Below are 27,000 nucleotides of genomic sequence, written 5' to 3'. Positions count from 1 at the left end.
GTAGGCGCCCCCTGAGCACCTCCTGTGTGGATCAGGGGCCGACACCTCGCGCCCGCGCCCCCGACCCCTCACACGCCCGCGCCCACCCCGAGTTCCGCCCGTGCCCGGGCCGCCGCCCCGACCGCCACCGCGTCGCCGCCCAGCAGCGCAGGCAGCACTCGCACCGGATGGCCGCTCACCGGTGGCTCCAGGGCCAGCGTCTCGCGCACACCCGACTCGACCAGGTCCCAGGCCCCGACGACACCACCGCCGATCACACAGGTCGTGACGTCCAGCAGCCCGGCCGTGATGAGCAGCGCGCGGGCCACACCGCGACCGAGCGCCGCGTACACGGCCCGCGCGTCCGGATCGCCCGCCCTGGCCGCCTCGGCGACCTCACGGGCCGTCCGCTCCCGCCCTGTCCGCTCCCCGTACCGCGCCGCGACCGACCGGCCCGACGCCAGCGTCTCCAGGTGCCCCCGGCCGCCGCACGTGCAGGGCAGTTCGCCGAACCCGGGCACATGCCCGATCTCGCCCGCCGCCCCGCGCGGCCCGTCGTAGAGGGCGTCATCCAGCCACAGCGCGCCGCCCACGCCGGTCCCGAGCGTCATCCCGAGCACGTTCGCCTCACCGGCGACCGCGCCCCGGGCGACCTCGCCGCGCAGAAACGCGTTCACGTCGTTGTCGAGGAACGCCGGTACGCCCAGGGCCTGTTGGACTGCGGCCGTCACCTCGAACCCGGCCCAGTCGCGGAAGGAGTCGCTCGCCACGAGAATCCGCCCGGCCCGCGCGTCCACGACCCCGGCGGCGCCGACCCCCACCCCGGCCAGCCGGGCGGCGGGTCTGCGGGCCAGCAGCGGCCGGAGCGCGGAGAGGGCCGTGTCGAGCATCGCGGGGCCGCCCTCGCTCGCCGGGGTCGGCACCTCCGCCCGGTCCAGGACGTCGAGCCGGGGTGTGCACAGCACGACCTGGGTGGTCGTGCCGCCGATGTCGACGCCGGCGACCACCTGGAGAGGGTCGCTCACGCGCCCGCCCCCGTCCCGAGCGCCAACCGGCTCTCCCTGCGCTCCCGTTGGAGCACCGGATCGGGGACGGGCACGGCGGCGATGAGCCGGCGCGTGTACGCGCTCTCCGGACGCAGCAGCGTGCGCATCGTCGGCCCCTCCTCCTCGACCCGGCCGTTCCGCATCACCACGACCCGTCCGGCGAACCGCTGCACCACGGCGAGGTCGTGCGACACGAAGAGGCACGCGAACCCGAGTTCCGCCTGCAACTCGGCGATCACCTCCAGCACGGTCCGCTGCACGCTCACGTCCAGCGCGCTCGTCGGCTCGTCCGCGACCAGCAGCCGCGGTGCGAGGACCAGCGCCCGCGCGAGACTCACCCGCTGCCGCTGCCCACCGGACAGCTCACGCGGCCCGCGCCGCGCCAACTCCTTGGACAGCCGCACCCGTTCGAGCACCTCGGCGACCCGCTCGCGCCGCTCGGCCGCACCCATCCCACGCCGGTGCACCCGCAACGGCTCGGCCACGCACTCCGCGACACTCATCCGCGCGTCCAGCGAGGCCACCGGGTCCTGCAACACCACACCGACCCCGGCCAACAGCGCCCGCCGGGCCCGTCCCCGCGCCTTGCGCAGATCGGCCCCGAACAGCGAGACACCTCCCGACTCCGGCGCGACGAGGCCGAGCGCGACCCGGGCCGCGGTCGACTTCCCCGACCCGGACTCCCCGACGAGCCCCACGGTCTCACCGGCCCGCACGGTCAAGGACACCTCCTCCAAGGCCCGCACGGCACGGGGCCCCCGCCCGAACTGCACACTCACGTCCCGCAGTTCGACGACGGGCGCCGTCTCGGCGGACTCACGTTCACCTGCGACGGCACCCACCGGCTCGCTCACCGCCAGCCGGGGCACGGCGGCCAGCAACCGCCGCGTGTACTCATGAGTGGGCCGCAACAGCACGTCCTCCACCGCCCCCGTCTCCACGACCTCCCCCTCCAGCATCACGGCGACCCGGTCGGCGAAGTCGGCGACGACCCCCATGTTGTGCGTGACCAGCAGTACCCCGGTCCCGGAGTCGGCGGCCAACGCCCGCAGCAGGTCGAGGATTTCGGCCTGCACGGTGACATCGAGCGCGGTGGTCGGCTCGTCGGCGACCAGCAGCCCGGGCGAGTTGGCGATGGCCATCGCGATCACGACCCGCTGCCGCTGCCCACCGGACAACTGGAACGGAAACGCGGAGGCCCGCCGCTCGGGCTCGGGAATCCCGACCCTGCGCAACAACGCGACGGCCTCGGCGGCGGCCTCCCGCCGGGACACGTCCCGGTGGTTCCGTACGACTTCCGCTATCTGCCCGCCTATGCGGGTCAGCGGATCGAGCGCGGTGGCCGGCTCCTGGAACACCATCGAGGCCGTACGCCCCCGCAGCCGCGCGAGTTCGGCCTCGCCGGCCCCCACGACATCCGTACCGCCGACCGAAACGCCCCCGGACGCACGGGCGTTGCCGGGCAGCAGGCCAAGAGCGGCGAGGGCCACGGTCGACTTACCGGACCCGGACTCCCCGACGAGGGCGAGCGTCTCCCCGGGCTCCACCCGCAGCGACACCCCACGCACGGCGGGCACATCACCGCTCTCGGTGGAGAAGGTGACGCCCAGGTTCTCTATCTCCAGGATGCTGTTCATCCCCGTCCCTTCACGTCGAAGGCGTCACGAAGCCCGTCACCGATCGCGTTGAACGCGCACACCACGAGGATGATCGCGAGACCCGGCGGAACGATCAGCCACCAGCGCCCCGAGTAGGCGGCCGTCAGCCCGGCCGAGAGCATCCCGCCCCAGTCGGTCGCCGGCGGCTGAACTCCCAGCCCCAGATAGGACACATAGGCGACGAGCAGAATCGCGTCGGCGACCTGGAAAGTGGCCGCGACGACGATGGTCGACACCGAGTTCGGCAGGATGTGCCGCGTGATGGCCCGGCTGTGCGACCCCCCGATGGCACGCAGCGTCAGCACATAGTCCCGGCTCTTCAAGGTCAATGTCTCCGCCCGCACCAACCGCGAGGGCACCAGCCAGGACACCAGCCCCAGAATGACGATCAACCCACCGGTGTCCGGCGTGGTGATGGCGGACACCACCAGCAGAATGAACAGCGCCGGTATGGCGATCCCGGCATCCACCACCCGCATCATCACGGCATCGACCCACCCGCCGGCATACCCGGCGACGGCCCCCCACAGGGTCCCGATCACCGTGGCGAGCACCCCGGCCGCGAGCCCGACGAGCAGCGACACCTTCCCGCCGTACATGAGCCGCCCCAGCTCGTCGTGGCCCACGGCATCGGTGCCGAGCCAATGGGCCCCACCGGGCCGGAGATTGACCTGGGTGAGATCGGTGTGGATCTGGTCGGTGGAGTAGAGGAGAGGCCCCACGAAGCAGAAGAGGAAGAAGAGGACCACGACCAGGAGTCCGGCGACCGCGAGTCTGTTGCGCGCGAAACGCGCGCTCAGGGGCGCGGAGCCGCGTCGATATGCGGCTCCGCCGCGGGGCGCGACCAGCCCCCACCGGCGGACACGTTGAACACTCATGCCCGACCAGCCTTCACTCGGGGATCCACGATCCGCTGAACGACGTCGGCGAGGAGCGTCCCCACCACGGTCGCGACGGAGATGACCAGGACGCACCCGAGGAGCACCGGGTAGTCCGACGACTGAGCCGCACTCCAGAACAACAGCCCCATCCCGGGGTAGTTGAACAGCTGCTCGACGACCAACGCCCCGCCGAACAGCACCGGCACGTAATACCCCAGCATCGCGATCACCGGCGTCAACGAGTTCCGGAACACATGCTTGAAGAGAACCGCCCGCGGCCGGGAACCCCCCGCCCGAGCCGTACGGACGTAGTCCTCGGACAGGTTCTCCAGGGTCGACGCCCGCATGTACCGGCTGAACACGGCGACCATGGAAGCCGCCCCGGTGACGACAGGCAGCACCAACGCCACCGGGTCAGCGAAGACCTGGGCGACGGTGTCTCCTTGTGGCGCCTGCGAGGGAAACCACCGCAGCATCTGTGTGAAGACGAGCACCAGCACAAGTCCCAGGAAGTACACGGGAGTCGAGTACGCCACGAAGCTCAGCGTGGTGATGACGTAGTCGGCCGGCTTGTTGCGCCGTACCGCCTGCCACATGCCCAGGGGGATGGCGAGCACCAGCCCGAGCACCGCCGACAGCACGGTCAGCACCAGTGTCTTCGGGAGCCGTTGCCCGATGAGCTGGGACACCGCCTCGTTCAGGGTGTACGACGTGCCGAGGTCACCGTGCAGCAACTGCCGCAGGTAGTACAGGTACTGCACGGGCAGCGGCCGGTCGAGACCCTGGTCGTGGTTGAACAGCGTGAGCTGCTGGGGTGTGGCCTGCGGGCCGAGGATCCCGCGTGCGGGACCCCCGGGCAGCGCGTGCAGCAGACCGAACACCACGACCGTCACGATGAGGATGACGACCAGCGCCTGGGCGATCCGCCGGGTCAGATACAGGAGGGTGTCCATGCCTCAGCCGGTCCACTTCCACTGGGCCGGGTGGAAGTTGGCGAGCGGGTCCTGCGAGAAGCCGCCGAGGCCGTTCTTGACCACGGAGATCTGGTAGTCGGGCTCCGGCAGCCAGATCACCGGCAGATCCTTGGCGAGGGCCGCGCTGTAGTCCTGGATCGCCTGGGTCGAACTCGACGTCGTGGACGCGGAGATGAGCTTGTCGACGGCCGGGTTGGAGTAGTTGCCGAAGTTCGCGCCGCCCTTGGACTGGAAGAGGGAGTCGCCGGTCGGGAAGGCCGGGAAGTACCAGCTGCCCGCCGTACCGAAGAAGGACAGCTGCCACTTGCAGATCGACTGCGAGGCCGTGCACTGCGGGGTCTGCGACAGCACGGAGTTGACCGGCGCGGTCTTGATGGAGAACTTGATGCCGGTCTTCGCCAGCGAGGACTGGATCGCGCTCATCATGTTGTCGGTCACCGTCGAACCGGACTGCGACAGCACCTGCATCTGGAACCTGGTGCCCTTGGCGACCCCTTCGCCGCACTGGGCGGCGCCGGTGCCGGGGGCGGTGCAGGTCATGACCCCGCCCTGCTCGGTCCAACCATGGGTGCTGAGCAGGGACTTGGCGGCCGAGGTGGAGAAGGGGTACGGGTCGGACTTCTGCGTGGCCGACAGGAACGACGACGTCTGCGCCTGCGGGATCGGCCCGTATCCGGGCACCGCCGTGCCGTTGAAGATGACCTTCGACAGGCCCGCCTGGTCGATGGAGCGCTGCACGGCCTGCCGGGCGTAGAGCTGCTTGAACACGGCACCCATGGAAGGGTTGTTGAAGTTGTACGGCATATAGGTGATCGCCCAGCCCGACCACGGCTTCACCGTGTAGCCCTGGGCGGTGAAGCTCGCCTTCTGGTCGAGGTCGGTCGCCTCGATGTAGCCGTAGTCGACGGACCCGGAGCGCAGCGCGTTCTTCTCCGCGTCCGCCGTCGTGAAGGGGAGGAGGTTCACCGTGGGGATGCCGGGCTTCTCGCCGCCGTCGTACTTCGCGTTGGCGGTCAGGACGACCTTGCCGGCCGTGGAGAAGGACTTGACGGCGTAGGGGCCGCTGATCGTCTTCCACAGGGCGTTCGTGGCGTAGCCGTTGATGTTCTTCGCCGCGTCGTTGAGGTACGTCCAGTCCTTCTTGGCGTCCCCGGCCTTGTCCCAGACGTGCTGGGGGAGCGGGGTGATGGAGCTCAGCTCGTTGGCCAGCATCCACTGCGGGTTGTACGCCTTGTCGAACGTGATCGTGAAGTGGGTGGTGTCGACGGCCTTGAAGGACGTCCAGTTGTCCGGCGCCTTGCCCGGGTTGTAGCCCGCCCACTGCGACTTGTTCGTCTTGATGAGGTCGAACCAGAACTTCACGTCGGCGGAGGTGATCGGCTTCCCGTCGCTCCAGTGCCGGTCGCCGAGGGTGATCGTGACGCTCTTGTCGTCGGCCGCGAAGTCGGCGGCGGTCGCCACCGAGCCCTTCTTGTTCCAGCCCATGGTCCCGGTCGAGCCGTCGTAGGCGATGAGCGGCTCCCACAGCGAGTTCGCCAGGGAGATGTTGTTGGTGTTGAGGTGGGCCGCGGTGCCGATCGGCAGGATCCAGTTCGGGGTGAAGTTCGCGGGCAGCGCGTAGTCGATCGAGTCGTGGGACCCGGACGACGACGTGCCGCTCGCCCCGGAACAGCCCGCGAGCAGCAGCGTGGCCGTGGTCAGGGAGGCACCTGCGAGGAGTCTCGAGCGAACAGGGGACATGGTTCTCCTCGGAAAAAGAGGGGCGGAGGCGGGAGTGAGGACAGTCAACGACCCCTGCTGTCGAAGAAACAGGCGTGCGGCTGTAAAAAGCCTGTTACTGCCGTTCTGAAAAAAGCCGACAGGGCATGTGGGTGACTTACGCTCGTCGCCTCGACCGCCGATCCGGAAGTAACTTCCTTCATGGCTGAAAAAAGTGCGCACCGCCGGAAGAGCACCTCGGGCGTCTCCTCACTGGCCGAGCACGTCCTCGAACTCCTCGCCTCCGGCCAGGCCGCGACCCGCACCGAACTCGCCGAACTCCTCGGCGCCGCCCCCTCGACGATCTCCCTCGCCGTGGGCCAGCTGGTCTCCCTCGGCCTGGTCGCCGAACACGGCACCCGCTCCTCCACCGGCGGGCGCCCGCGCAAGGTGCTCCGGCTGGGCGGCAGCGACGGCTTCGCGGTCGCGGCGGAACTGGGCGGCAAACACGCGCACGTCGGGGTCGTCCTGCCCGGCGGCGGCCTCACCGACGTATCGACCGTGCCCTTCCCGACCGCCGAGGGCCCGGAGGCGGCGCTGCCCGGCCTGGCCGACACCCTCCAGGATCTCGCCGAGCGCCGCGGGCCGGAACTGCTGCGCGGGGTCGGCCTCTCGCTGCCGGGCCCGGTCGACGTCACGAACGGCGTCGTCACCCTCCCCTCCCGCATGCCCGGCTGGAACCGGTTCCCCGTCCGGGCCTGGCTGGAGGACCGCTTCGGCGTCCCGGCGGCCATCGAGAACGACGCCAACTGCATGGCCGTGGGCGAACACACCGTGCAGCCCGCCGACCGACGCCAGTCGATCATGGTCAAGACGGGCACGGCGATCGGCGCGGGCGTCATCGCCGACGGCCGCCTCTACCGCGGCGGCACCGGCGCGGCGGGCGAGATCACCCACGTCCGCGTCGAGGCCGCCCACGACATCCCCTGCTCCTGCGGCAACACCGGCTGCCTGGAGACCGTCGCCTCCGGCGCCGCCCTGGTCCGCATCCTGCGCGGCCTCGGCCTCGACGTGACCTCCACCGAGGACGTCGTACGCCTCGCCACCGACTCCCACCCCGAGGCAACCCGAGCGGTCCGCCAGGCCGGCCGCTACCTCGGCCAGGTCCTCGCGGCCAACGTCAACTTCTTCAACCCCGACGCCGTCTACCTCGGCGGCATCCTCTCCACCCTGGAACCCTTCGTCGCGGCCGTCCGAAGCCAGCTCTACGAGGGCTGCCACCCGTTGGTCACCGAACACCTGATCATCGAACGAGCGAGCCTTGGCGCGGACGCGGGCCTGGTGGGCGCAGGCCAATTCGCCCTACAGAGAGCCCTGGCACAAGCCCTCCAAACGGTCACGGATCAATCAGGGGCGAGGTGACATCCCTAGGGGCGCGGGGAACTGCGCGACCAGCCACGACGAATCCGCAGACAACACGACTTGGAGAACCCATGCCGTCACCCCGTCCCGTAATAGCCATCGCAGGCCTGGGCATCGAGTCCTCGACCTTCTCCCCAGCCCGCACCGACGCCTCCGCCTTCCACCCCCAGCGAGGCCCGGAAGTCCTCACCCGCTACCCCTTCCTGGCCCCCGGCACCCCCCTCGGCGAATCCGCGACCTGGCAGGGCGCCCTCGTGGGCAAGGCCCTCCCCGGCGGCACGGTAACCGCGGCAGCATTCACGGAACTCACCGACGAACTCCTGGCCCGACTAACCGAGTTGGGCCCCGTGGACGGCCTCTGGTACGACATCCACGGTGCGATGACGGTCGAGGGCATGGACGACGCCGAATCCCTCCTCCTCAGCCGCATCCGGGAGATCGTGGGCCCGGACACCCTGATCTCGACCTCGATGGACCTCCACGGCAACGTCTCCCGCGAACTGGTCCACCGGAGCGACCTGATCACCTGCTACCGCATGGCCCCGCACGAGGACGCCATGGACACCAAGGAACGCGCCGCCCGCAACCTCGTGGAGCTCCTGACCAGCGGCGCCCCCCGCCCGGTCAAGGCGTGGGTCCCGGTCCCCGTACTGCTCGCGGGCGAACAGACCTCCACCCGCATCGAACCGGCGAAGAGCGTCTACGCGGCCGTAGCGGAAGCAGAGGCGACCGAGGGGGTCACCGACGCCGCGATCTGGGTCGGCTACGCCTGGGCGGACGAGCCCCGCAACCGGGCCGCGGTCGTCGTCACCGGCCCGTCGGAGCCCCATGTCACCGCAGCCGCCGAGCAGTTGGCCCGAGGCTTCTGGGAGGCACGGCACGACTTCGAGTTCGTCGCGCCCACCGGCACCCTGGCCGACTGCCTGGACGAGGCACTCGCCTCCACCGCCCGCCCGTACTTCATCAGCGACACCGGCGACAACCCCACCGCGGGCGGCGCGGGCGATGTCACCTGGGGCCTCCAACAGGTCCTGGAACGCCCGGAGTTCAAGGACGAGAGCGGCCCTACGGTGATCTACGCGTCGCTCCCCGGACCGGCAGCCGTGGACACGGCCGCGGCGGCGGGAGTCGGCGCCACCGTCACCGTCACAGCGGGCGCCGAGGTCGACGACCGGCACGCGGGCCCGCTCACCCTCACCGGAGTCGTGCACTCGATCCGGCACGGCGACCGGGACGCGGAGACCGAGGTCGTCCTCAGAGTCGGCGGCGTGTATGTGATCCTGACCCGGCTGCGGAAGCCGTACCACCACGAACACGACTTCACCGACCTGGAGTTGGACCCGCGCTCCGCCGACCTCGTGCTTGTCAAGATCGGCTATCTCGAACCCGAACTCTTCGCCATGGCCGCCGACTGGAAGATGGCCCTCACCCCGGGCGGGGTGGACCAGGACCTCGAACGGCTCGGCCATCACCGCATCCGGCGGCCCATGTTCCCCTTCGACCGGGACATGCCCGACCCGGACCTCACCGCCCGGGTCGTCGCCCCCTCGGACGAACCGCTCAGCGGGCCGGACGAGTGAGCTTGCCGCCGCCCCCGTCCTCGATGGCGGCGGCGATCAACTGGTCGAGCAGCGCGATGAGTACGTTCCGGCACGAGTCGCGCTCCCGCGCGTCGCAGAGCAGCACCCGGACGTCCTCCGGGAGGGCCAGCGCCTCGCGCACCGCCTCCGCGGGATACGGGTGCTCGCCGTAGAAGCCGTTCACGCCCACCACGAACGGGATGCCCCGGCGCTCGAAGAAGTCGACGGCGGCGAAGCTGGACTTCGGGCGGCGGACGTCGATCAGGACGACCGCGCCGAGGGCGCCGAGGGCGAGGTCGTTCCACATGAACCAGAAGCGCTGCTGGCCCGGGGTGCCGAACAGATAGAGCACCAGGTCCTGGCCGATGGTGATGCGGCCGAAGTCCAGGGCCACGGTGGTGGCCCGTTTCTCCTCGATGCCGTCGAGGTCGTCGACGGCGAGGCTCGCCACGGTCAGCGGCTCCTCGGTGCGCAGCGGCGCGATCTCGCTGACCGAACCGACCATGGTGGTTTTGCCGACGCCGAAGCCCCCCGCGATCAGGATCTTGACCGTCTCGGGCGGCGCGGGTGCCGGAGCGATGGTGTCAGAGCCGGTCAAGGCCCTCCCTCACTTTCTGCAGCAGGTCCAGGTCCGGGCTGGTACGGGAGACCGGGTGCGGGGGCCGGGCCGTGATCAGGCCCGCCTCCAGCAGATCGCAGAGCATGATCACTACCACGCTCACCGGAAGGTCGACAAGAGCGGCGACCTCCGCCACCGCCAGCGGCTCGGCGCACAGCCGCAGGATGCGGGACTGCTCCGGCTGCGGCCTGGGCGCACGGGCGGGCGCCGGCTCGACCGCGGTCACCGTCGTGATGAGGGTGAAATCGGCGCGGCTGGGCCGGGTTCTGCCACCGGTCAGCGTGAACGGCCGTACGAGCCGCCCCGCCGCGTCGCCACCGCTCACCTCACTCGCCGGAGCCGGCCGCGGGGCCGACACCGGCCCGCGGCGCGGCGCTGAGATGCTCGCCGATCTTCTTCACCAGCATGTTCATCTGGTACGCCACGACCCCGACGTCCGCGCCCGGACCGGTCAGCACGACCAGGTGGGCGCCGGGGCCCGCCGAGGTGAGGATCAGATAGCTGTTCGCCATCTCGATCAGCGCCTGGCGCACCGGGCCGCCCCGGAAGTCCATGCTGACCCCCTTGCTGAGGCTCATCAGCCCGGACGCGGTGGCCGCGAGCCGCTCGGCGTCGTCGCGCAGGAACCCGGTGGACTTGCTGACGACCAAGCCGTCCTCGGACAGCACGACGGCCTGGTTCACCTCGGCCACCCGGTCCACGAGTCCGGTGAGCAACTGGTCGAGCTGGGTGTGCGTGGCGGGGACGGGACGTGTCATGGCGGAGTCCTTCATGAGCGGTCGGCGGGCGGATTCGAGGAGGCTGCTGCTTCCTCCCGGTCGTACTGCGATGGCGCGTCGTCGTCGAGGGAGTCCCGCGCCTGGAGCGTGCCGCGCTGGAACCCGGCCAGCGAAGAGGCCGCGCGTTCCGCGGTGAAGTCCTCCAACTCCCCGTCCTCCTCGGGCGGTCCGGCCTCCTCCCGCAACTCACTGGCCAGACTGGTCTGCGGCACCCGCCGCGGCAATGGGGCGAGCCCACCCAAATCGATGGATTCCGACGGCTCGGACGATCGCGCCGGAGGGACGACGGCCCGCGCCGCGGGAGCGCGATCCGGGACCTCGACTGCCCGGTCCGGCGCGGCGGTCGAGGTTCCGGCCGCCTTCTCGGCCACGACCGCCTCGTCCTCCGCGGCACTTGACGCACCCGGCGTGAACTCCTCGACCGGTTCGGGTACGACGATGTCGTGCGGGATGAGCACGATCGCGGTCGTGCCGCCGTACGGCGAGGAGCGCAGGGTCACCGCGATGCCGTGCCGAATGGCGAGCCGGGCGATCACGAACATACCGAGCCGGAGGTCGTCGGCGAGGGCGACGACGTCGAACTTCGGTGCCACGGCCAACTGCGCGTTCAGCGAGGCGTAGTCCTCCTCCGACATGCCGAGGCCGCGGTCCTCGACCTCGACGACCAGGCCCTTGGCGACCATCGCGGCCCGCACCCCGACCGGGCTCGGCGCGGGGGAGTACACGGTGGCGTTGTCGATCAGCTCGGCCAGCAGGTGGATCACGTCGGCGACCGCGGGCGGCGCGAGGCACACCTCCTCCTCGGTGTGCACCTCCACCCGCTGGTACTGGGCGACCTCACCGACGGCGCTGCGCAGGATGTCGATCAACGCGACCGGCTCGGTCCAGCTGCGGCGGGGCTGCTCGCCGCTGATGACAACGAGGTTCTCCTCGTAGCGGCGCAACTGGCTTGCCGTGGAGTCCAGTTCGTACAGGCCGCGCAGGACCTCGGGGTCGTCGTGGCGGCGCTCCAGCTGGTCGAGCTTGGTGAGCTGGAGGTTGACGAGGTTCTGGCTCTGCCGGGCGATGCCGAGGATGACCTTCTGGAAACCCCTGCGGGTGTCGGCGAGTTCGACCGCGGTGTGCACGGCGGTGCGCTGTGCGGCGTTGAACGCCTGCGCCACCTGGCCGAGTTCGTCGTCGCCGTAGTCCAGGGGCGGGGTCGCCGACTCCACGTCGATCTTCTCGCCCCGGTTCAACCGGGCCACCACATCGGGCAGTCGGTCCTCGGCCAGACTCAGCGTGGCCATCTTCAGGCCGCGCAGCCGGCGGGACAGCGAGCGGGTGATCCGCCAGGACATGCCCACGCACAGCAGCAGGGCGGCGAGTCCGCCCGCGCTCAGCGAGGCGGCGGTGACGAGCAGGTTGTGCGCCTTGTCGGAGCTGCGGTCGAGGAGCCCGGACGTCTGCTGCCTGATCAACGCCGTGTACTGGTCGGCGACTTCGGACAGTGCCGCGTTCCACTCCTTCTGCTCGGGGGGCAGCGTGATCTGTCCCGCCGTGTCGTTGTCCGCCGTGCCCGACGTGAGCACCGCGTCCTCCACGGACTCCAGGGTGCTCCACTCCGGGCTCTGGAGGATGTGCTCGATCTTCGTCTTGGCGGGGCCCTGGAACGCGGTGACGATCTGGTCCTGGACCAGCCAGCGCCGGGCGTGCACGACCTCGGCGAACTGCTCCCACGACTTGTCGTCGAGGTGCCCGGAGCGCCAGGCCAGCGTCAGCTGCGCGTCCTCCTGGGAGACCAGCTCGGCGCCGTGCTCCAGGGCGACGAGCGGCTCCGCCTGCGAGGTGAGGTCGCCGTCGTCGACCTGGGACAGCTCCTGGAACGCCTGGATCTGGTCGTCGATGATCGCCGTGTACTGGTCCAGCACCTGCTGGGCGGTGATGTCGGTGGGATTGTCGACCTGGCTGCGGTAGTACTCCAGGCTGTCCACGGACGCGACGACCGAGTACATCCGGTCCTTGACGCGGGACGGCGCCTTCTTGATCGCCCCCGACTGGCCCATGAGTTGGGCCACCGCCTTGTCCGTCGCCGCGCGCTGGGTCTCCAACGCGGCCTGGGAGCCGTGCGGATCGGCCATCCAGGCCGCCGAGAGGCTGCGTTCCTTCTGGAGGGCGAGCGCGGCCTCGGTGCCCATGGCGCCGGTCGAGCGGCTCAACTCCGTCTGGGAGCGCAGCCGTAGGCCCTCCGTGAACATCTGGGTCGTCGTCACGCCCCACATCGCGGCCAGCGTGACGCTGGGGACCAGGGCCAGCAGGATCAGGGAAAGACGTATGGAGCCGACGCGGCGCCGGGCACCTGTCCGTGGAGACATCGTGGTCGTCCTCGCTACATCCTCGTACGAAGTGTCCGGTCAGCGCGTTCCGTTGGCCGCGAACTTCGCGACCGCGCCGACGTTCGTCCTCGTCACGAACGCCGGGCCGGTGAGCACGGGAGCCGCCCCGCCGCCACTGATGTTGCCGTTGGTCTTGTAGAGCCACAGCGAGTCCACGGCCAAGTAGCCCTGGAGGTAAGGCTGTTGGTCGACCGCGAACTGTACGTCCCCGCCCTGCACGGCCTTGACCAGGTCCTGGTTCAGGTCGAAGGTGGCGACCTTGGCCTTACTGCCCGCCGCCTTCACGGATTTGACCGCGGCGAGGGCGAAATCGGCGCCCATCATGACCACTTCGTCGATGCTGGGGTCCTGCTTGAGCCGGTCCGTGACCCCCGCGGACACGGCGCCCATGTCGGTGCCGTCCACGTAGAGCATGTCGGTCTGGCCGGTGAACGACTTCTTCACGCCCGCGCAGCGCGCCTCCAGGGCCACGTTGCCCCGCTCGTGGATCACACACAGCGCGTGCTTGGCCTTGAGGGCGTCCAGTTTCTCACCGACGGCGCGGCCCGCGACACTCTCGTCCTGGCCGAAGAACTCCAGGACGCCCTCCGACTGCCATGAGGCGATACCGGAGTTGAGGCCGACCACCGGGATGTCCGCGGCCCTGGCCTCCTTGATCGGCCCCTTCATCGCGTCCGGCTTGGCGAGCGTCAGCGCGATGCCGTCGACCCCGTCCTTGACCGAGTCCCGCACCAGCTCCGCCTGCCCGGTGGCGTCGGGGTCACTCGAGTACGTCAGATCGACGCCGTCCTTGGCCGCGGCGGCCTCGGCGCCCTTCTTCACCAGCAGCCAGAAGGCGTCGCCCTTGCTCGCGTGGGTGACCAGCGCGAGCCTGAGGCGACCGGCGTCCGCGGCACCGGCCGCGTCCGTGCCGGAGGCGCCGGTCCCGGAGCAGCCGGAGAGCAGCACGCATGCGGTGACGGCGAAGGGCAGCGCCGTACCGCGTATGAGACGGGAGGAGGGGTGAGGTGAGGGAGGAGTGGTCATGGGGGGTGCGGCACCTCGCTGTGCGGCCGAGCTCGGGGACGGGGAGAGTGCGCCCGGAGCCGTATGAGGTGCGCCGACCGGGTTACTCCCGTTGGGCCGGAGCCAATCGCGTGTGACCGCTGGTAGTCAAGTGAGCAGCGACATGGAGTGAGTTGTTGCTGCCGCATCGTGATCATCGCGACGTCGTACGGGAGTTGCCGAGGGTGTGAAGGTTACCCAGGGGGAGACGGAGAAGTGTCCCGGACGGGGAAATCGACGGTCGGTCAGAGGCCGAACCCGTGCGGCGGGAGGTCGAGGGTGAAACACGCCTCGCGGACCACGGCCTGCTCGGCCTTGTCGAAGTCGCCGTCCGCACCGCCGATCACGATGCCGACCCGGATCACCGCACGCGCCCCGGCCGGCTTCTCCTTGCACCGGGGAGAAACTCCGGCCGCCTAGACTGGTGCGGTCCGTGCGAGGGACCGGTCAGGGGCGGGAGGCGACGACGGTGACGGCAGCCGGCAGCGGTTTCGACGACCCGTCCGCCGACGTGCTCGCGGACGCCGCCGCGGCCTTCGGGCTGCTGGCCTCGCCCGCGCGGCTGCACATCGTGTGGGCGCTGGCCCAGGGCGAGAGCGATGTCACCAGGCTCGCGGCACGGGTCGGCGGAGCGCTGCCCGCGGTCAGCCAGCACCTCACCAAACTGCGGCTCGCCGGACTGGTCCGGGCCCGCCGTGAGGGCCGCCGCCAGGTGTACTTCGTCGACGATCCCGACGTGGTCGACATCGTCCGGCTCGCGGTCACCCGCCTGGGCGCCCGCGCCGACCGGACCGACCTGCCCGTGCCCCGCCTCCGCGGACTCTGACAGCTCCGCCCACCCGCACACCCCTTTCCGGGCCCTACGACGCCCTGGCCCCGAGCGGTTCCCGCGCGACCTCCGGGTTGTACAGTTGCGCAACATAGCAACTGTTGTCGGTGAAGAGAGGCGAGGCCATGCTCCGCAACGGACTCGAACCATGGCACCTGCTGGTCGTGGTGACCCTGGCCATTCTGCTGTTCGGCTCGAAGAAGCTCCCGGAGGCGGCCCGCGGACTGGGCAAGTCCATGCGCATCCTCAAGAGCGAGGCGAAGGCCATGAAGGAGGAGAGCAACACGGTGGAGCCGACCACGGCGCACACCACCGTGACCGAGTCCCCGGCGGCCACCGCTACGGAACCACCGGCAACCGCTCACTGACCCCCTGAGCGCGACCCAGGGCGGAACGCGTCGGGCCCCGGCGGTCGCCGGGGCCGAAGTGTTCGTCAGGACTGCTGCTGGAGGGGTTCCGCCGTCGACTTCGCCTCGCGCTTACGGCGGCGGCGCTCCGACCGCGGCTCCTGGTCCGGCAGCCAGCCGAAGGTCATGCAGCTGCCGACGATGCCCAGCAGCAGCCCGATGAAGAAGCCGCCCAGGTTCGAGGTGAGCCAGCTGCCGAGGCTGCACAGGATGCCGATGAGCGAGTAGAAGAGGCGCTGGCCGGGGCTGAAGAGGATCAGCAGTCCGCAGAGCAGCATCACCACGGGCAGCAGATAGCCGGTCATGCCCTGCATGCCGATGTGCATCGCGACCTTGAGCGACACCTTCTCCGTGACCAGGATCTCCGCCCCGCCCAGGGCGAGCAGCAGCCCGCCCCAGAACGGACGGCGGGCCCGCCACCCTCGGAAGGCGGGCCGCATCCCCTGCCGTGACAGGTTTCCGGACATCAGCAACCCGAGTCGCTGAAGCTGAGCTTGAGGCCCGGCAGCTTGAACACACCTGCCGTGGTGGCGTAGTTGGTCTGCCGCAGGTTGTCGATGTGCACGGTGTCGGCCTGCTGGCTGAAGACGCCCTTCTTGCCCTGCACGCCCGCCTTGGTGAGTGTGCTGGCGTCGTTGCCGATCTCGATGTTGTTGAAGGACGCGTTGCCCGACATCTCCGTCGAGTCCGTGGTCAGGTCGGTCGCCGTCACCTTCGTCGCGCCGCTGCCCGCCTTGATCAGCAGGTTGACCCCGCCGAGGTCGACGCTCTGGCAGAGGCTGTCCAGCGTGGCGTTCTTGATGGCGGAGGTGATGATCAGCTCCTGGCCGCCCGTGTCACCCGCGTTCGGGCTGTTCGGGATCATGTTGTCGAGGTCGCCGAACTGCTCGAAGCCGGTGCCGTCCATCGACTTGGCGGTGACCGTGAACGGCATGCCGGAGATGGAGAACTGCACCCCCAGGGCGCCTTGGGCGGTGAGCACCGCGAGGGCCGCGGCGACCAGCGTGGCCGGCACCGCCATGACCGCCGCGCGGCGCAGCCGGACCTGACCGCGTCTCTCGGGCCCCTCGGCCGTCTCCGGCGCGGAACCGCTTTCCGGCTGCTCAGGGGTGTTTCCGTTGGACGGGGTGGCGTCCGAGGGTGAAGCCATGTCTGCTCCCAATGTGCTGCTCTGGTTCAACGCGGGTCGGATTCCAAATGGCGCGTTGTCCTGGCGCGGACAGCGGGTGCGGCGCAGCCCTCCTCACAACTCCCGGCGGGTGCAAGGGCTTTCAGGGTTACGCAGCAGTAGCCGTCGAGGAAGTTACCGGGGGTTACATTCAAGGGTCAAGGGAGATGTGAAAAAAGAGTGTTGATGATGCGCCACCTGTGAGAGAAGGCTTTCCGGCCTCTCGGCAGACCTCGTCCTGTACGCCAACTTGCCCTGTATCTCTTGACGTTGACGGACGCTCAGGTCTACAACTCTCCCTTGTTTGCGGGATCCGTGGCGCCGGATCCGCCGCGCGGCACGAGCCGCGTTCCCGGACTTCCCTTTCCACAGGGGCAGTTGACGCCCCTCAGAGTCCGCACCCCGCGGCGCGGCACGGCCGCTTCCCCCTGGTCCGTGCCGTCCGCCCCACCGCCCGGCCCGGCCGGAGACCCCCAACCCCCGCGGGCCTCCGGCCGGTCACCGGCCGACCGCCGCTGCCGGTCCGTCGCGTACGGAGAAGGCGCCACGGGCCGGCGGCGGCGACGCGCGCAAGCCCGGCGGCGGTGGACTCGCGCCCCCGATCCCCAGTTCCCCACCCCCCCGAGAACCCCCCTGGTTCGACGGTCCACTTCGGAAGAAGAGGTACACCCGCATGCGTACTCGCACCGTCCTCACCCTCGTCGGCTCCGTCGCCGCGCTCACCCTCCCCTTCACCGTCCCGGCCTCGGCGGCCGACACCCCGGTGCTCACCACCGGCAGCCTCGGCGGTACGCCCGTCGCCGTCGGCGACGTCCTCACCGCGCCGCTGGCCACCGGCACCACCGCCACCCTGTACTCCAGCGCGACCGGCACCAGCGGCATCAAGTGCACCTCGTCGCAGTTCACCGCGACCGTCACCGACAACCCGACCGCGCCGGGCACCGCCACCGAGTCCGTCTCCGGGCAGACCTTCACCAGCGGCAGCTGCACCAGCAACGTGCTCGGCGTCACCGGTGTCACCAGCATCACCGTCGACAACCTGCCGTACAGCACGGCCGCCGTCTCGGACGGCACCCTGACCGTCACCCCGGCCAGCGGCTCCACCATCCAGACCACCGTCAAGCTGACCACCCTGCTGGGCAGCATCACCTGCGTCTACCAGGCGCCCAGCCTGAACGGCACGGCGAGCAACACCGACTCCAGCATCAACTTCACCAACCAGGCCTTCACCAAGACCTCCGGCTCGTCCCTCTGCTTCAGCGCCGGCTACTTCACCGCGAAGTACGCCCCGGTGACCGACGGCGGCGCGGCGGTCTTCACCAACTAACGCGGCGGTCTTCACCAACCAAGAGGTACCGGCCGACAAGTTCCGGCCACGTGGCAAGGAGGGCCTGTACGCGCCGAGTTCAGCGTCGGCGCAGTCGCAGGGCCAGGGCGGCGCCCCCGGTGAGCACCAGCACCGCGGCGGCGCCGCCCGCCATCATGGGCGCCGACGGACCACCGGACGCGTCGGTGTCGGACGCCACCGGGGTGCTGCCCGGCGCGGTGCTCTCCTCGGCGGGGGACGCCTTCTGCGCCGTGGCGGATGCCGGGGCCTTCGCCGAACTGCTCGCCGCCGTCGGTGACTTGACCGACGGCGACGGCCTCGTCGGCGTGCCCTTCGAGGCGGCCTTCCCCGCGGACGAGGCGGACGAGGGGGCGGAGGCGGTGGCGCCGCCCGGGAACACCACGTCCGAGCACGAGTAGTAGGTGTCCTCGGTGCTGCTGTTCTGCCAGATGGTGTAGATGAGCTGGCGTCCGGTACGGCCCGTCGGCAGCGTCGCGTCGATGCGGTACGCGCCGCCGGTCAGCGGCGGGTCCTTGACCTCGGCGAAGGGTGTCGTCGGCAGCTCCGACCAGGTCAGCGGCTTCGCCGGGTCGTAACCGGCCTTCGTCAGATACAGCTTGAACGTCCCGGTGTGCGCGATCGTCGACGCGTACGTCATCGTCAGCTTCGCCCCCGGGGTCAGCCGTGTGGACGGCCAGTCCGTGCGGGCGAGGTCGAGCCCCTTGTAGTCGGGGAGTCCACCGCTGCACAGCTTGCCGTCGGGGATCAGCCGACGGTCGCGGCCGTTGATGTCGGGGACGCGGAGGTTGTCCCAGTAGGTGAACGGCGCCCCGTTCGCGGCGATCGCCGCCTTGCACGCGGCCGAGCCGGCCTGGCTGCCGCCCTGGGGCGAACAGGCGTAGACGCGGCTGACCGGATAGGTCGGCGCGCCGTGCGCCCGCGCCGGACCCGCCGCCCAGACGGTGAGCAGCAGCGGGGCCAGGGCGGCGCCCGCCATGGCGGTGCGATGTGCGGTCATCCGGGACATCCGGAACGTCTCCTCGGCCGGGGGCGGCAACGGTCTGTTCGTGCAATACGGGAACCAGGCCCGACGCGTTCAGTCCGCCCCTCGCGGTGAACCAGGACGTTTCCGGTCAACCGTCCGGCACTCAGGGGTGGTTTCCGGCCTGATCGAGGGTTTCCCCCGTATCCCGGTGACCTTCTTTTTGCCTATCGTTTGACCCCAGCTGACCCATGGGCAACCCCTGTTGTGGCACCCGTCCGCGCCCGGCGCTCTTCGGCTCGACCCCCTACCCGCTTCGACGGCGAAGCGCATCGACCGCCGCTCCGCGCCGCGTGGAGCACGGCCACGAAAGGCAAGCCCTTGCGCACTCCCACGGCAGGCACCACGGGACGGGCCCTGATATCCGGCGCCGCGGTCTCCGCTGCCCTCCTCGTCACAGCGGCGACCTCGGTCGCCGTCGCCCAGGAACCCCCCGTCCAGACCGCCGCCCCGGCCCTGCCGGGACAGACCGAGGCCGCCCCCGGCACCCTCGCCGAACGCCTCATCGTCGGCTACAAGTCCGGTGCCGCAGAGGCGAGTTCGAACCGCGCCGCCGAGGCCGACGCCACCGCCAAGGGTGAAGCGACCGGCGAACGCGTCGACTTCGAGCGCCGCCTCGGCACCGGCGCCGCCCTCGTCGGCCTCGGCGAGGCCCGCTCCACCACCGAAGTCGCCGACGTCATCGCCGAGTTCCGGTCCGACCCGCAGGTCTCCTACGTCGTACCGGACCGGCTGAACACCCCTCAGGCCGGCCCGGACGACACCGGGTACAGCGGGCAGTGGGACCTCTTCGAGACCACGGCCGGGATGGACGTGCCCGCCGCGTGGCCGACTTCGACCGGCAGCGGCGTCACCGTAGCCGTCATCGACACCGGCTACGTCACCCACCCCGACCTCGCCGTGAACGTCGTCGCCGGCTACGACTTCATCTCCGACACCGCCGTGTCGGCCGACGGCGACGGCCGTGACGGCAACCCGGCCGACCCCGGCGACGGCTCCGCCGCGAACGAGTGCGGCGCGGGCCACCCGGCCGGCCCCTCCTCCTGGCACGGCACCCGTGTCGCGGGCACCATCGCCGCCGTCCCCCACAACGGCAAGGGCAGCGCGGGCATCGCCCCCGGCGCGAAGATCTCCCCGCTGCGCGTCCTCGGCACGTGCGGCGGCTACGACTCCGACATCATCGACGCCATCACCTGGGCGTCCGGCGGCACTGTCCCCGGCGTCCCCGCCAACGCCCACGTCGCCAAGGTCATCGACATGAGCCTGGGCGGCGACGGCGCCTGCACCTCGGCCACCCAGAGCGCGATCACCGCCGCCGTGAACCGCGGCACCACGGTCGTCGTCGCCGCCGGGAACGACAACGACAACGTCGCCAACCACTCGCCGGGCAACTGCGCCGACGTCATCTCCGTCGCCGCCACCGACCGCGCCGGTGCGAAGGCGTCCTACTCCAACTACGGCTCCGGCGTGGACATCTCGGCCCCCGGCGGACAGACCGGCGCCGCCGACGGCATCCACTCAACGCTGAACTCCGGCACCACGACGCCGTCCACCGAGTCGTACGCCCGCTACCAGGGCACCAGCATGGCCACCGCGCACATCGCGGGCCTGGTCGCGCTGATGAAGTCGGCCGACTCCGCGCTGACCCCGGCCCGGATCGAATCGGCCATCAAGGCGAACGCCCGCGCCCTGCCGGGCAGTTGCCCCGGCGGCTGCGGTGCCGGACTAGCGGACGCGGCCAGGACCGTGCGGGCCGTGCGCGGCGGTTCGTAGCGGGTCACAGCGCACTTCCGCACAACACCCCTGGTCGCACAGGGGATGCAGAGAAACAGACCGACTGACCCGTAGGGCGGGGCGTACTTTCGTGGGTGCCCCGCCGGGTTGGCCGGTCTTCTCTTTGGCCGGGAACCGGCGTTGACACGTGCCATAGCCACTGAAAGTGGTCAAGAGTCGGGACGGGGGTGACACAGAGATGCAAGTGATGGGAACGTGAGGGGTGTTGGTGGTCTTCGGAAGCAAGGTCGACACCGCCACAGGGTGAGCTACTGTGTACAGGGGGTAAGAAAAAACGGCATGGGCCGTTGTTTTTCCTTCATCGGGAGTGTTTCAGTCGATGGTGAGGCAGCTACGGGCCGAACAGACCCGCACAACGATCATCACGGCCGCCGCCGAGCTGTTCGACCGGCAGGGCTATGAATCCACCAGCCTGAGCGACATCGTCGACCAAGCCCAGGTCACCAAGGGCGCCCTGTACTTCCACTTCGCGGCCAAGGAGGACCTGGCCCACACCATCCTGGAGATGCAGGCCAAGGCCTCGCGCCAGATGGCCAAGGAGATGGACAACAGGGGGTACACCTCACTGGAGACGTTGATACGTGTCACGTTCGGCATGACACGCCTCGCCGTCGAGGGCCCCATCTCGCGCGCCGGGCTCCGGCTCGCCGCCGGGGAGATCGACGTACGGCCCCCGATGCCGCACCCCTTCACCGAGTGGCTGGACATCGCCTCCCGCAAGCTCGCGGGCGCCGTCGCGGAGGCCGACGCACACCCCGACACCGACGTGGACGCCATGGCCCGCACCCTCGTCGGCCTCTTCGTGGGCATCCGCGTCCTCGGCCGCACCCTCGAACCGGTCGCGTTACAGCCGCGCAGAACGGCCGAGATGTGGCACCTCGTGATCCGCGGCCTGGTCCCCGTCCCGCGCCGCGCCCGCTATCTCAGCCTCGCCGCGCGCCTGGAGCGGGAGATCGAAGCCGGCTGACCCGCCCGGTACGGTGAGCCGCATGCCCGACACCCCCACCGCGCCCGTGATCCTCGGCGACGAGCCCGACTCGTTCCCCCGCAGCGTGCTGGCCGAACGGCACCCCGCGATCATCCAGCAGGTACGCGACGCCTTCCCCTACGGCCCCGAGCAGCACCGCGCCCTCGACGCCCTCCTGAAGAACTGCACCCAGGGCACGATCGAACCCCTCCCTCGTGACGCCCCCGACCATGACCAATGGGCCGCTTGGGGCACCGACCGGTACGCCGGACAGTCCTGGTACGACGTGCCCTGGCTCTGGTCCGAGAGCTACTTCTACCGCCAACTCCTCGACGCCGTCGGCTACTTCCGCCCCGGCGCCTGGCAGGGCATCGACCCGTTCCGCCCCTTCAAGCACGCCGAACTCGACGCCCCCGAGACGGACGGGGAACTCGCCGCACTCGACGCGCTGGCGGACAAGTCACCCGAGGAACGCGCCGACTCCCTGCTGCACGGCTCCCTTTGGGGCAACCGCGCGGACCTCGGCTTCCGCCTCTCGGCGGCCGGAGCGGAGTCGGCGGCGCGGGCCCCGGTGCCGGCCCTGGTCGCCGACGACAGCGAGCGGCTGTGGTCGCTGCTCTCCGGCACCGGCACCCTCTGCCTCGTCGCCGACAACGCGGGCCGCGAACTCATCCCCGATCTGCTCCTGTTGGCGCATCTCCTCGACCAACAGCGCGTCGAGCGCGCGGTGTTGCACATCAAGCCGCACCCGTACTACGTCTCCGACGCCACGACCGCCGACGTCGTCGACGCCCTGCACCGGCTCTTCGGCGCGCCGGGGGCCGCGGCGACGTACGGCCGCGGCCTCTGGTCGGCCATGGCGGACGGCCGTCTCACCGTGCGCGCCCACCCCTTCTCCTGCGCGCCGCTGCCGTACGCCGACATGCCCGCCGACCTCCGCGCCGAGTTCGCGGCGGCCACCCTGACGATCCTGAAGGGCGACCTCAACTACCGTCGCCTGGTGGGGGATCGGCGCTGGCCGCCCACGACGCCGTTCGCGGACGTCACTGCCTACTTCCCCGGGCCGGTGGCGGCCTTGCGCACCCTCAAGTCCGATGTGATCACCGGGCTTGACGCCGGTACGGAGGCCGCGCTGGTCGAGGCGGAGGGGCAGCGGTGGCGTACAGGGGGTACGCATGCGCTGATCCAGGTGCGGGCCGGGTAGGCGCCCCGGTCGTCGGCGGCCTGTACCGGGCGGGGAGGCGGACTCGGCTCCGGTGCGGTGTCAGGCCGGCCGGAAGACGCCGTTGCGGCCCGGGAGCAGGCCCTTGGACGGCAGGACGTGGTGCGCGGGCAGATTGCCCGGCGTCGTGTCGCTGAAGTCCGCCGTGTCGTGGGCGGGGTTGCCGAGCCGGCCGATGTCGGCGCCGCACCGGCCGGCGAGGTGAGCGTGGCACGGCGGGGGTAGGGGCGGGAGTGTTTCAGCGGGACTCAGGCGAGAGGACACGGAACCCCCGTAGTCCGCGCCCGTAGAAGTGAACGTCACAAGAGGCGGTCGAAACGCATGGGTTCACCGGTGATTCACGCGATGGTGTGATCATGTCCCCTGCCCGGGATGGGTGTTGAGGGCCACGGGTAGGGCCCGGCCATGACCCAGCCGTTCGAACTCCCGCACTTCTACATGCCGTATCCCGCGCGCCTCAACCCGCATCTGGACGAGGCCCGCGCCCACTCCTCCGCCTGGGCGCGCGAGATGGGCATGCTGGAAGGCTCCGGGATCTGGGAGCAGGCCGACCTCGACGCGCACGACTACGGCCTGCTCTGCGCCTACACCCACCCCGACTGCGACGGGCCCGCCCTGTCGCTGATCACCGACTGGTACGTGTGGGTGTTCTTCTTCGACGACCACTTCCTGGAGACCTTCAAGCGCAGCCAGGACCGCGCCGGCGGCAAGGCCTACCTGGACCGGCTGCCGCTGTTCATGCCGCTCGACCTGTCGACCCCCGTGCCCGAGCCGGAGAATCCGGTCGAGGCGGGACTCGCCGACCTGTGGGCGCGCACGGTGCCCTCGATGTCCGTCGACTGGCGCCGCCGCTTCGCCGTCTCCACCGAGCACCTGCTCAACGAGTCCCTGTGGGAGCTGTCCAACATCAACGAGGGGCGGGTCGCCAACCCCGTCGAGTACATCGAGATGCGCCGCAAGGTCGGTGGGGCGCCCTGGTCGGCCGGTCTGGTGGAGTACGCGACCGCCGAAGTACCCGCGTCCGTCGCCGAGGAGCGACCGCTGCGGGTGCTGATGGAGACCTTCTCCGACGGCGTCCACCTGCGCAACGACCTCTTCTCCTACCAGCGGGAGGTCGAGGACGAGGGCGAGCTGAGCAACGGCGTCCTCGTCCTGGAGTCCTTCTTCGGCTGCACCACCCAGGAGGCCGCCGACACCGTCAACGACGTGCTGACCTCACGGCTCCACCAGTTCGAGCACACCGCGTTCACCGAAGTGCCCGCCGTGGCCCTGGAGAAAGGTCTCACCCCCGACGAGGTCAGGGCCGTGGCCGCCTATGCCCAGGGCCTCCAGGACTGGCAGTCCGGCGGCCACGAATGGCATCTGCGGTCCAGCCGCTACATGAACGAAGGCGCCCTGGACAACTCGCCGTTGGACGGACCGACCGGCATCGGCACCTCCGCCGCCGACGTCGGCGCGCTCCTCGCCTCGGCCGGCGCCGAACGGCTGCGCGCCTACACCCATGTGCCCTTCCAGAAGGTCGGCCCCTCCCGGCTCCCCGACTTCTACATGCCGTTCACGGTCGAACTCAGCCCGCACCTCGACGGCGCCCGCCACCGTCTCGTCGACTGGGCGCACGCCATGGGCATCCTGGAGGAGGGCGTCTGGGACGAGGAGAAACTCGCCGCCGCCGACCTCCCGCTCTGCTCCGCAGGCATCGACCCGGATGCCACCGAGGCGGCCCTCGACCTCAGCTCCCGCTGGCTCGCCTGGGGAACCTACGGCGACGACTACTACCCCCTCGTCTACGGCAACCGCGGCGACCTCGCCGCCGCCCGCGTCACCACGGCCCGCCTCTCGGAGTGCATGCCCCTTGAGGGACCGGCGGTCATCGTGCCGGTCAACGGCATGGAACGCGGCCTCATCGACCTGTGGGCCCTCACCACCGCCGAGATGCCCCTGGACGACCGGCGCACCTTGAAGACCGCGATCAACACGATGACCGAGAGCTGGGTCTGGGAGCTGTCCAACCAGGTCCAGCACCGCATCCCCGACCCGATCGACTATCTGGAGATGCGCCGCGCGACCTTCGGCTCCGACCTCACCCTCAGCATGTGCCGCATGGGGCACGGCCCGAAGGTGCCGCCCGAGGTCTACCGCACCGGTCCCGTCCGCGCGCTGGAGAACGCGGCCATCGACTACGCCTGCCTCCTCAACGACGTCTTCTCCTACCAGAAGGAGATCGAGTACGAGGGCGAGATCCACAACGCCATCCTTGTCGTCCAGAACTTCTTCGGCATCGACTACCCGACCGCACTCGGCGTCGTCCACGACCTGATGACCCAGCGGATGCGCCAGTTCGAACACGTCGCCGCGAACGAACTTCCCATCGTCTACGACGACTTCGACCTCTCGGACGAGGCCCGCGAGATCATGAAGGGCTATGTGACCGACCTCCAGCACTGGATGGCGGGCATCCTGAACTGGCACAGCGAGGTCGACCGCTACAAGGCCGAGTATCTGGCGAGCCGTGCGCACGGGTTCGTGCCGGACCGGGTGCCGGCGCTGCGGTTCGGCTGACGGCGGATCGGATCGGGCGGGGGTTCGGGAGGCTTGAGGCGGCTGCTCAGCCGAGGTCCCGTACGTCCTCGACCCGCTCGGCGACCTCGACGGCGAGCTCTCGTACGGCCGTTGCGGCGGCCCCCGAGAGCTCGCCGCGTATCTCCTCGGCGGTGGTCAGGGTCGCGCGGGCCTCTTCCGGGAGGTCCGCGTCGGCCAGGGCGCGGGTCAGGGCGTAGTGCTCCTCGGCGATGAAGCGGCCGAGGTTCACACCCCACCAGTGCCGGAGGGAGTCGTCGGCGGGGTCGGCGAGGATGCCCCGCAGTGCGGTCAACGTCTGCCCCGCTCGCGGGAGTTGACCTGTCTCGCGCTCCAGGCGGGCCTGGGTCAGCCGGGCCGAGACGCGGTCCCATGCCGTGTCCTGGAGCGCGGTGTACAGACGCTGGGCGCGCAACGCCTGGATACGGTCGCCCAGTCGCTCGAACTCGCGGGCCAGTGACCGCAGCGGAGACGGGTCGAGTGCCTTCGGGGCGTTCCGCCGCCGCAGCCTGCTCTGATCCAGCTCAATGTCGTCCAGCCGGCGGATCAGGGCCGTCCTGGCCAGCTCGACGAGTCCCTGGTCGGCCGCCAACTCGGTCCAGGTGGAAGGGGGTTCGTCGGAGGGGTCCGTACCGAAGAGCGACTCGTCCAGGCCCCGGGCCCACTCCCGCAGCGCCGCGCCGTCCGCGTCGGGCCCCGGCATCTCGCTCAGCCCGCACGCCGTGTCGAAGTCCGTGGCCCGCACCTCGTCCAGCAACGGCAGGTCCTCGGCGTGTCCGCGCAGCCCCACCAGCACGGCGGCCAGCCGGAGTTCGTCCGTCATCGACGACTCCGCCTCATGGCGGACCAGGTGCCGCAGCAGCTCAAGGTCGCCGTCCGCGCGGTCGAACTGCGCGGCCCGCAGCGCGAGTCGACGCCGTACGGGGTCCACGGCCGTCGCATCCCACACCGTACGGTCGCCCGCGCGCAGTGCCGCGAGATCCGCTCGCCCCTGAGCGAGCACCGGCTCCCACAGGGGGCGGCGGGGATGGTGGTCCAGAAGGCCGTAGGCGCAGCCCTCCTCGGCGTTGAGGAGGAGGAAGTCGGGCTCCGTGCGCAGCAGGGCGGTGTGCAGCATGCCGATCAGCTCGACGGGGGAGCGCTCGGGGAGACCGAGGGCGGCGCGGAGTGGGGGCCTCGCCTCGTCGATGCCGTAGTCCTCGCGGAACTCCTCCTCCGCCTCCGCGACCCGGGCCATGATCTGCTCCGGGCCGTCGGCCGGGGACAGGTCGACATGGTCGCGCCAGCCCGGCAGACCGATCACTATCTCCAGCGCCTCGTCGACACTGGAGCCGATGATCCCGGCCGAGCCCTCGGAGTCGGCGTACAGCACGGAACCGTCCGCGCACACGAAGTACGTACCGCCCGTCCCGTCGCCCGCGACCGGACGCAGCGGCCCGCCCGAAGCCAGCCGGACCGGCTCGCCGTGCTCGGCCCGGTCCAGGTCGAAGTCGAAGGGGGACGCGGCCAGTTCGGCCAGGTGCGGGTGTTCTCGGAGCAGCCGCAGTGCGTGATCGGTCATGTCACAGAACGTAACAGCCGCCACTGACAACGCGGCCGGGCAGCGGGGTTC

General features: G+C 70.5%; 23 protein-coding genes and 2 pseudogenes. 9 read left to right on the top strand and 16 right to left on the bottom strand.

Annotated features, from left to right (window positions below; all coding sequences use genetic code 11):
* Positions 1-68 precede the first annotated feature (68 nt).
* From ACIRB1_RS05890 to ACIRB1_RS05870, 5 genes are read right to left on the bottom strand one after another with little or no spacing between them, the layout of a single operon-like run.
* Complete coding sequence (locus ACIRB1_RS05890) at positions 69-1,004, bottom strand: ROK family protein (protein ID WP_403464693.1); 936 nt, start codon at positions 1,002-1,004, stop codon at positions 69-71.
* Positions 1,001-2,662 (bottom strand): dipeptide ABC transporter ATP-binding protein, encoded by a 1,662-nt coding sequence (locus tag ACIRB1_RS05885; RefSeq protein ID WP_403464692.1) that lies wholly within the window; start codon positions 2,660-2,662, stop codon positions 1,001-1,003. Before ACIRB1_RS05885 ends, ACIRB1_RS05890 begins: the two co-directional genes overlap by 4 nt.
* On the bottom strand, positions 2,659-3,561 hold the full coding sequence (locus ACIRB1_RS05880; RefSeq protein ID WP_403464691.1) for an ABC transporter permease: 903 nt from the start codon (positions 3,559-3,561) through the stop codon (positions 2,659-2,661). Before ACIRB1_RS05880 ends, ACIRB1_RS05885 begins: the two co-directional genes overlap by 4 nt.
* Positions 3,558-4,517, bottom strand: coding sequence for an ABC transporter permease (locus ACIRB1_RS05875; protein WP_352177826.1), 960 nt, complete (start codon positions 4,515-4,517; stop codon positions 3,558-3,560). Before ACIRB1_RS05875 ends, ACIRB1_RS05880 begins: the two co-directional genes overlap by 4 nt.
* Before the next feature lie 3 nt (positions 4,518-4,520).
* A complete protein-coding gene (locus tag ACIRB1_RS05870) occupies positions 4,521-6,278 on the bottom strand; it encodes a peptide ABC transporter substrate-binding protein (protein WP_403464690.1) in 1,758 nt (585 codons plus the stop codon).
* A 180-nt stretch (positions 6,279-6,458) separates the two neighbouring features.
* Between ACIRB1_RS05870 and ACIRB1_RS05865 the strand changes: the two genes are divergently transcribed.
* On the top strand, positions 6,459-7,658 hold the full coding sequence (locus ACIRB1_RS05865) for an ROK family protein (RefSeq protein ID WP_403464689.1): 1,200 nt from the start codon (positions 6,459-6,461) through the stop codon (positions 7,656-7,658).
* Between the two features lie 71 nt (positions 7,659-7,729).
* Positions 7,730-9,238: a M81 family metallopeptidase gene (locus tag ACIRB1_RS05860; RefSeq protein WP_403464688.1), complete on the top strand. Its 1,509-nt coding sequence runs from the start codon at positions 7,730-7,732 to the stop codon at positions 9,236-9,238.
* On the opposite strand, the gene ACIRB1_RS05855 is transcribed toward ACIRB1_RS05860, so the two are convergent.
* From ACIRB1_RS05855 to ACIRB1_RS05830, 6 genes and pseudogenes are all read right to left on the bottom strand, one after another.
* Complete coding sequence (locus tag ACIRB1_RS05855; protein ID WP_352177822.1) at positions 9,219-9,836, bottom strand: ATP/GTP-binding protein; 618 nt, start codon at positions 9,834-9,836, stop codon at positions 9,219-9,221. The two genes, ACIRB1_RS05860 and ACIRB1_RS05855, sit on opposite strands and share 20 nt — an antisense overlap.
* Positions 9,823-10,182 carry a DUF742 domain-containing protein gene (locus tag ACIRB1_RS05850; RefSeq protein WP_328827955.1) on the bottom strand — a complete coding sequence of 120 codons (360 nt, stop codon included), beginning with the start codon at positions 10,180-10,182 and terminating at the stop codon, positions 9,823-9,825. Before ACIRB1_RS05850 ends, ACIRB1_RS05855 begins: the two co-directional genes overlap by 14 nt.
* A gap of 1 nt (position 10,183) precedes the next feature.
* Positions 10,184-10,615: a roadblock/LC7 domain-containing protein gene (locus tag ACIRB1_RS05845; protein ID WP_266773724.1), complete on the bottom strand. Its 432-nt coding sequence runs from the start codon at positions 10,613-10,615 to the stop codon at positions 10,184-10,186.
* An 11-nt stretch (positions 10,616-10,626) separates the two neighbouring features.
* Entirely contained in the window at positions 10,627-12,990 is a 2,364-nt protein-coding gene (locus tag ACIRB1_RS05840) for a nitrate- and nitrite sensing domain-containing protein (RefSeq protein ID WP_352177821.1), read from the bottom strand.
* 39 nt (positions 12,991-13,029) lie between these two features.
* On the bottom strand, positions 13,030-14,037 hold the full coding sequence (locus tag ACIRB1_RS05835) for a substrate-binding domain-containing protein (RefSeq protein WP_403464687.1): 1,008 nt from the start codon (positions 14,035-14,037) through the stop codon (positions 13,030-13,032).
* Between the two features lie 263 nt (positions 14,038-14,300).
* Positions 14,301-14,453: pseudogene (locus ACIRB1_RS05830) on the bottom strand (TerB family tellurite resistance protein); the annotation flags it as partial.
* Positions 14,454-14,524: 71 nt separating this feature from the next.
* Here ACIRB1_RS05830 and ACIRB1_RS05825 point away from each other — a divergent pair.
* Both ACIRB1_RS05825 and tatA read left to right on the top strand, forming a co-directional pair.
* Positions 14,525-14,881: an ArsR/SmtB family transcription factor gene (locus tag ACIRB1_RS05825; protein WP_403464911.1), complete on the top strand. Its 357-nt coding sequence runs from the start codon at positions 14,525-14,527 to the stop codon at positions 14,879-14,881.
* Positions 14,882-15,009: 128 nt separating this feature from the next.
* Positions 15,010-15,252, top strand: coding sequence for a Sec-independent protein translocase subunit TatA (gene tatA / locus ACIRB1_RS05820; RefSeq protein ID WP_352177818.1), 243 nt, complete (start codon positions 15,010-15,012; stop codon positions 15,250-15,252).
* Positions 15,253-15,317: 65 nt separating this feature from the next.
* Here tatA and ACIRB1_RS05815 read toward each other — a convergent pair whose 3' ends face one another.
* Complete coding sequence (locus tag ACIRB1_RS05815; RefSeq protein WP_403464686.1) at positions 15,318-15,758, bottom strand: DUF6114 domain-containing protein; 441 nt, start codon at positions 15,756-15,758, stop codon at positions 15,318-15,320.
* Positions 15,758-16,441 (bottom strand): DUF6230 family protein, encoded by a 684-nt coding sequence (locus tag ACIRB1_RS05810; RefSeq protein ID WP_352177816.1) that lies wholly within the window; start codon positions 16,439-16,441, stop codon positions 15,758-15,760. The genes ACIRB1_RS05815 and ACIRB1_RS05810 overlap by 1 nt, the downstream gene beginning before the upstream one ends.
* Positions 16,442-17,132: 691 nt before the next feature.
* Here ACIRB1_RS05810 and ACIRB1_RS05805 point away from each other — a divergent pair.
* The gene (locus ACIRB1_RS05805; RefSeq protein ID WP_352177815.1) at positions 17,133-17,786 is read left to right on the top strand and encodes a Tat pathway signal sequence domain protein; all 654 of its coding nucleotides are present in this window, start codon (positions 17,133-17,135) and stop codon (positions 17,784-17,786) included.
* A 79-nt stretch (positions 17,787-17,865) separates the two neighbouring features.
* Here ACIRB1_RS05805 and ACIRB1_RS05800 read toward each other — a convergent pair whose 3' ends face one another.
* The gene (locus tag ACIRB1_RS05800) at positions 17,866-18,813 is read right to left on the bottom strand and encodes a lytic polysaccharide monooxygenase (protein ID WP_403464685.1); all 948 of its coding nucleotides are present in this window, start codon (positions 18,811-18,813) and stop codon (positions 17,866-17,868) included.
* 336 nt (positions 18,814-19,149) lie between these two features.
* Here ACIRB1_RS05800 and ACIRB1_RS05795 point away from each other — a divergent pair.
* The 3 genes and pseudogenes from ACIRB1_RS05795 to ACIRB1_RS05785 all read left to right on the top strand — a co-directional run.
* Positions 19,150-20,595 (top strand): annotated as a pseudogene (locus ACIRB1_RS05795) (S8 family peptidase); the annotation flags it as partial.
* Positions 20,596-20,941: 346 nt separating this feature from the next.
* Positions 20,942-21,589 carry a ScbR family autoregulator-binding transcription factor gene (locus tag ACIRB1_RS05790; RefSeq protein WP_352177813.1) on the top strand — a complete coding sequence of 216 codons (648 nt, stop codon included), beginning with the start codon at positions 20,942-20,944 and terminating at the stop codon, positions 21,587-21,589.
* A 22-nt stretch (positions 21,590-21,611) separates the two neighbouring features.
* Positions 21,612-22,793: a damage-control phosphatase ARMT1 family protein gene (locus tag ACIRB1_RS05785; protein WP_403464684.1), complete on the top strand. Its 1,182-nt coding sequence runs from the start codon at positions 21,612-21,614 to the stop codon at positions 22,791-22,793.
* Positions 22,794-22,853: 60 nt separating this feature from the next.
* Here ACIRB1_RS05785 and ACIRB1_RS05780 read toward each other — a convergent pair whose 3' ends face one another.
* Positions 22,854-23,075 carry a hypothetical protein gene (locus ACIRB1_RS05780; protein WP_403464683.1) on the bottom strand — a complete coding sequence of 74 codons (222 nt, stop codon included), beginning with the start codon at positions 23,073-23,075 and terminating at the stop codon, positions 22,854-22,856.
* Positions 23,076-23,216: 141 nt separating this feature from the next.
* On the opposite strand from ACIRB1_RS05780, the gene cyc2 reads away from it, so the two are divergent.
* A complete protein-coding gene (gene cyc2 / locus ACIRB1_RS05775; protein ID WP_403464682.1) occupies positions 23,217-25,370 on the top strand; it encodes a germacradienol/geosmin synthase Cyc2 in 2,154 nt (717 codons plus the stop codon).
* A 46-nt stretch (positions 25,371-25,416) separates the two neighbouring features.
* On the opposite strand, the gene ACIRB1_RS05770 is transcribed toward cyc2, so the two are convergent.
* Positions 25,417-26,949, bottom strand: coding sequence for a hypothetical protein (locus tag ACIRB1_RS05770; protein ID WP_403464681.1), 1,533 nt, complete (start codon positions 26,947-26,949; stop codon positions 25,417-25,419).
* Positions 26,950-27,000: the final 51 nt, after the last annotated feature.

Origin of the sequence: Streptomyces sp. NPDC096013 (genome assembly GCF_044763565.1) — a bacterium.
GTDB lineage: Bacteria > Actinomycetota > Actinomycetes > Streptomycetales > Streptomycetaceae > Streptomyces.
Note: the sequence above shows the minus strand (reverse complement) of the source record. Positions and strands in the feature narration are given on the sequence as shown.

Bases quoted from the DNA above. Each gene is read 5' to 3' on its own strand.
- ACIRB1_RS05885 (WP_403464692.1), bottom strand. From the start codon at position 2,662: ATGAACAGCATCCTGGAGATAGAGAACCTGGGCGTCACCTTCTCCACC.
- ACIRB1_RS05880 (WP_403464691.1), bottom strand. From the start codon at position 3,561: ATGAGTGTTCAACGTGTCCGCCGGTGGGGGCTGGTCGCGCCCCGCGGC.
- ACIRB1_RS05875 (WP_352177826.1), bottom strand. From the start codon at position 4,517: ATGGACACCCTCCTGTATCTGACCCGGCGGATCGCCCAGGCGCTGGTC.
- ACIRB1_RS05870 (WP_403464690.1), bottom strand. From the start codon at position 6,278: ATGTCCCCTGTTCGCTCGAGACTCCTCGCAGGTGCCTCCCTGACCACG.
- ACIRB1_RS05865 (WP_403464689.1), top strand. From the start codon at position 6,459: ATGGCTGAAAAAAGTGCGCACCGCCGGAAGAGCACCTCGGGCGTCTCC.
- ACIRB1_RS05860 (WP_403464688.1), top strand. From the start codon at position 7,730: ATGCCGTCACCCCGTCCCGTAATAGCCATCGCAGGCCTGGGCATCGAG.
- ACIRB1_RS05845 (WP_266773724.1), bottom strand. From the start codon at position 10,615: ATGACACGTCCCGTCCCCGCCACGCACACCCAGCTCGACCAGTTGCTC.
- ACIRB1_RS05840 (WP_352177821.1), bottom strand. From the start codon at position 12,990: ATGTCTCCACGGACAGGTGCCCGGCGCCGCGTCGGCTCCATACGTCTT.
- ACIRB1_RS05835 (WP_403464687.1), bottom strand. From the start codon at position 14,037: ATGACCACTCCTCCCTCACCTCACCCCTCCTCCCGTCTCATACGCGGT.
- tatA (WP_352177818.1), top strand. From the start codon at position 15,010: ATGCTCCGCAACGGACTCGAACCATGGCACCTGCTGGTCGTGGTGACC.
- ACIRB1_RS05815 (WP_403464686.1), bottom strand. From the start codon at position 15,758: ATGTCCGGAAACCTGTCACGGCAGGGGATGCGGCCCGCCTTCCGAGGG.
- ACIRB1_RS05810 (WP_352177816.1), bottom strand. From the start codon at position 16,441: ATGGCTTCACCCTCGGACGCCACCCCGTCCAACGGAAACACCCCTGAG.
- ACIRB1_RS05805 (WP_352177815.1), top strand. From the start codon at position 17,133: ATGCGTACTCGCACCGTCCTCACCCTCGTCGGCTCCGTCGCCGCGCTC.
- ACIRB1_RS05800 (WP_403464685.1), bottom strand. From the start codon at position 18,813: ATGTCCCGGATGACCGCACATCGCACCGCCATGGCGGGCGCCGCCCTG.
- ACIRB1_RS05790 (WP_352177813.1), top strand. From the start codon at position 20,942: ATGGTGAGGCAGCTACGGGCCGAACAGACCCGCACAACGATCATCACG.
- ACIRB1_RS05785 (WP_403464684.1), top strand. From the start codon at position 21,612: ATGCCCGACACCCCCACCGCGCCCGTGATCCTCGGCGACGAGCCCGAC.
- cyc2 (WP_403464682.1), top strand. From the start codon at position 23,217: ATGACCCAGCCGTTCGAACTCCCGCACTTCTACATGCCGTATCCCGCG.
- ACIRB1_RS05770 (WP_403464681.1), bottom strand. From the start codon at position 26,949: ATGACCGATCACGCACTGCGGCTGCTCCGAGAACACCCGCACCTGGCC.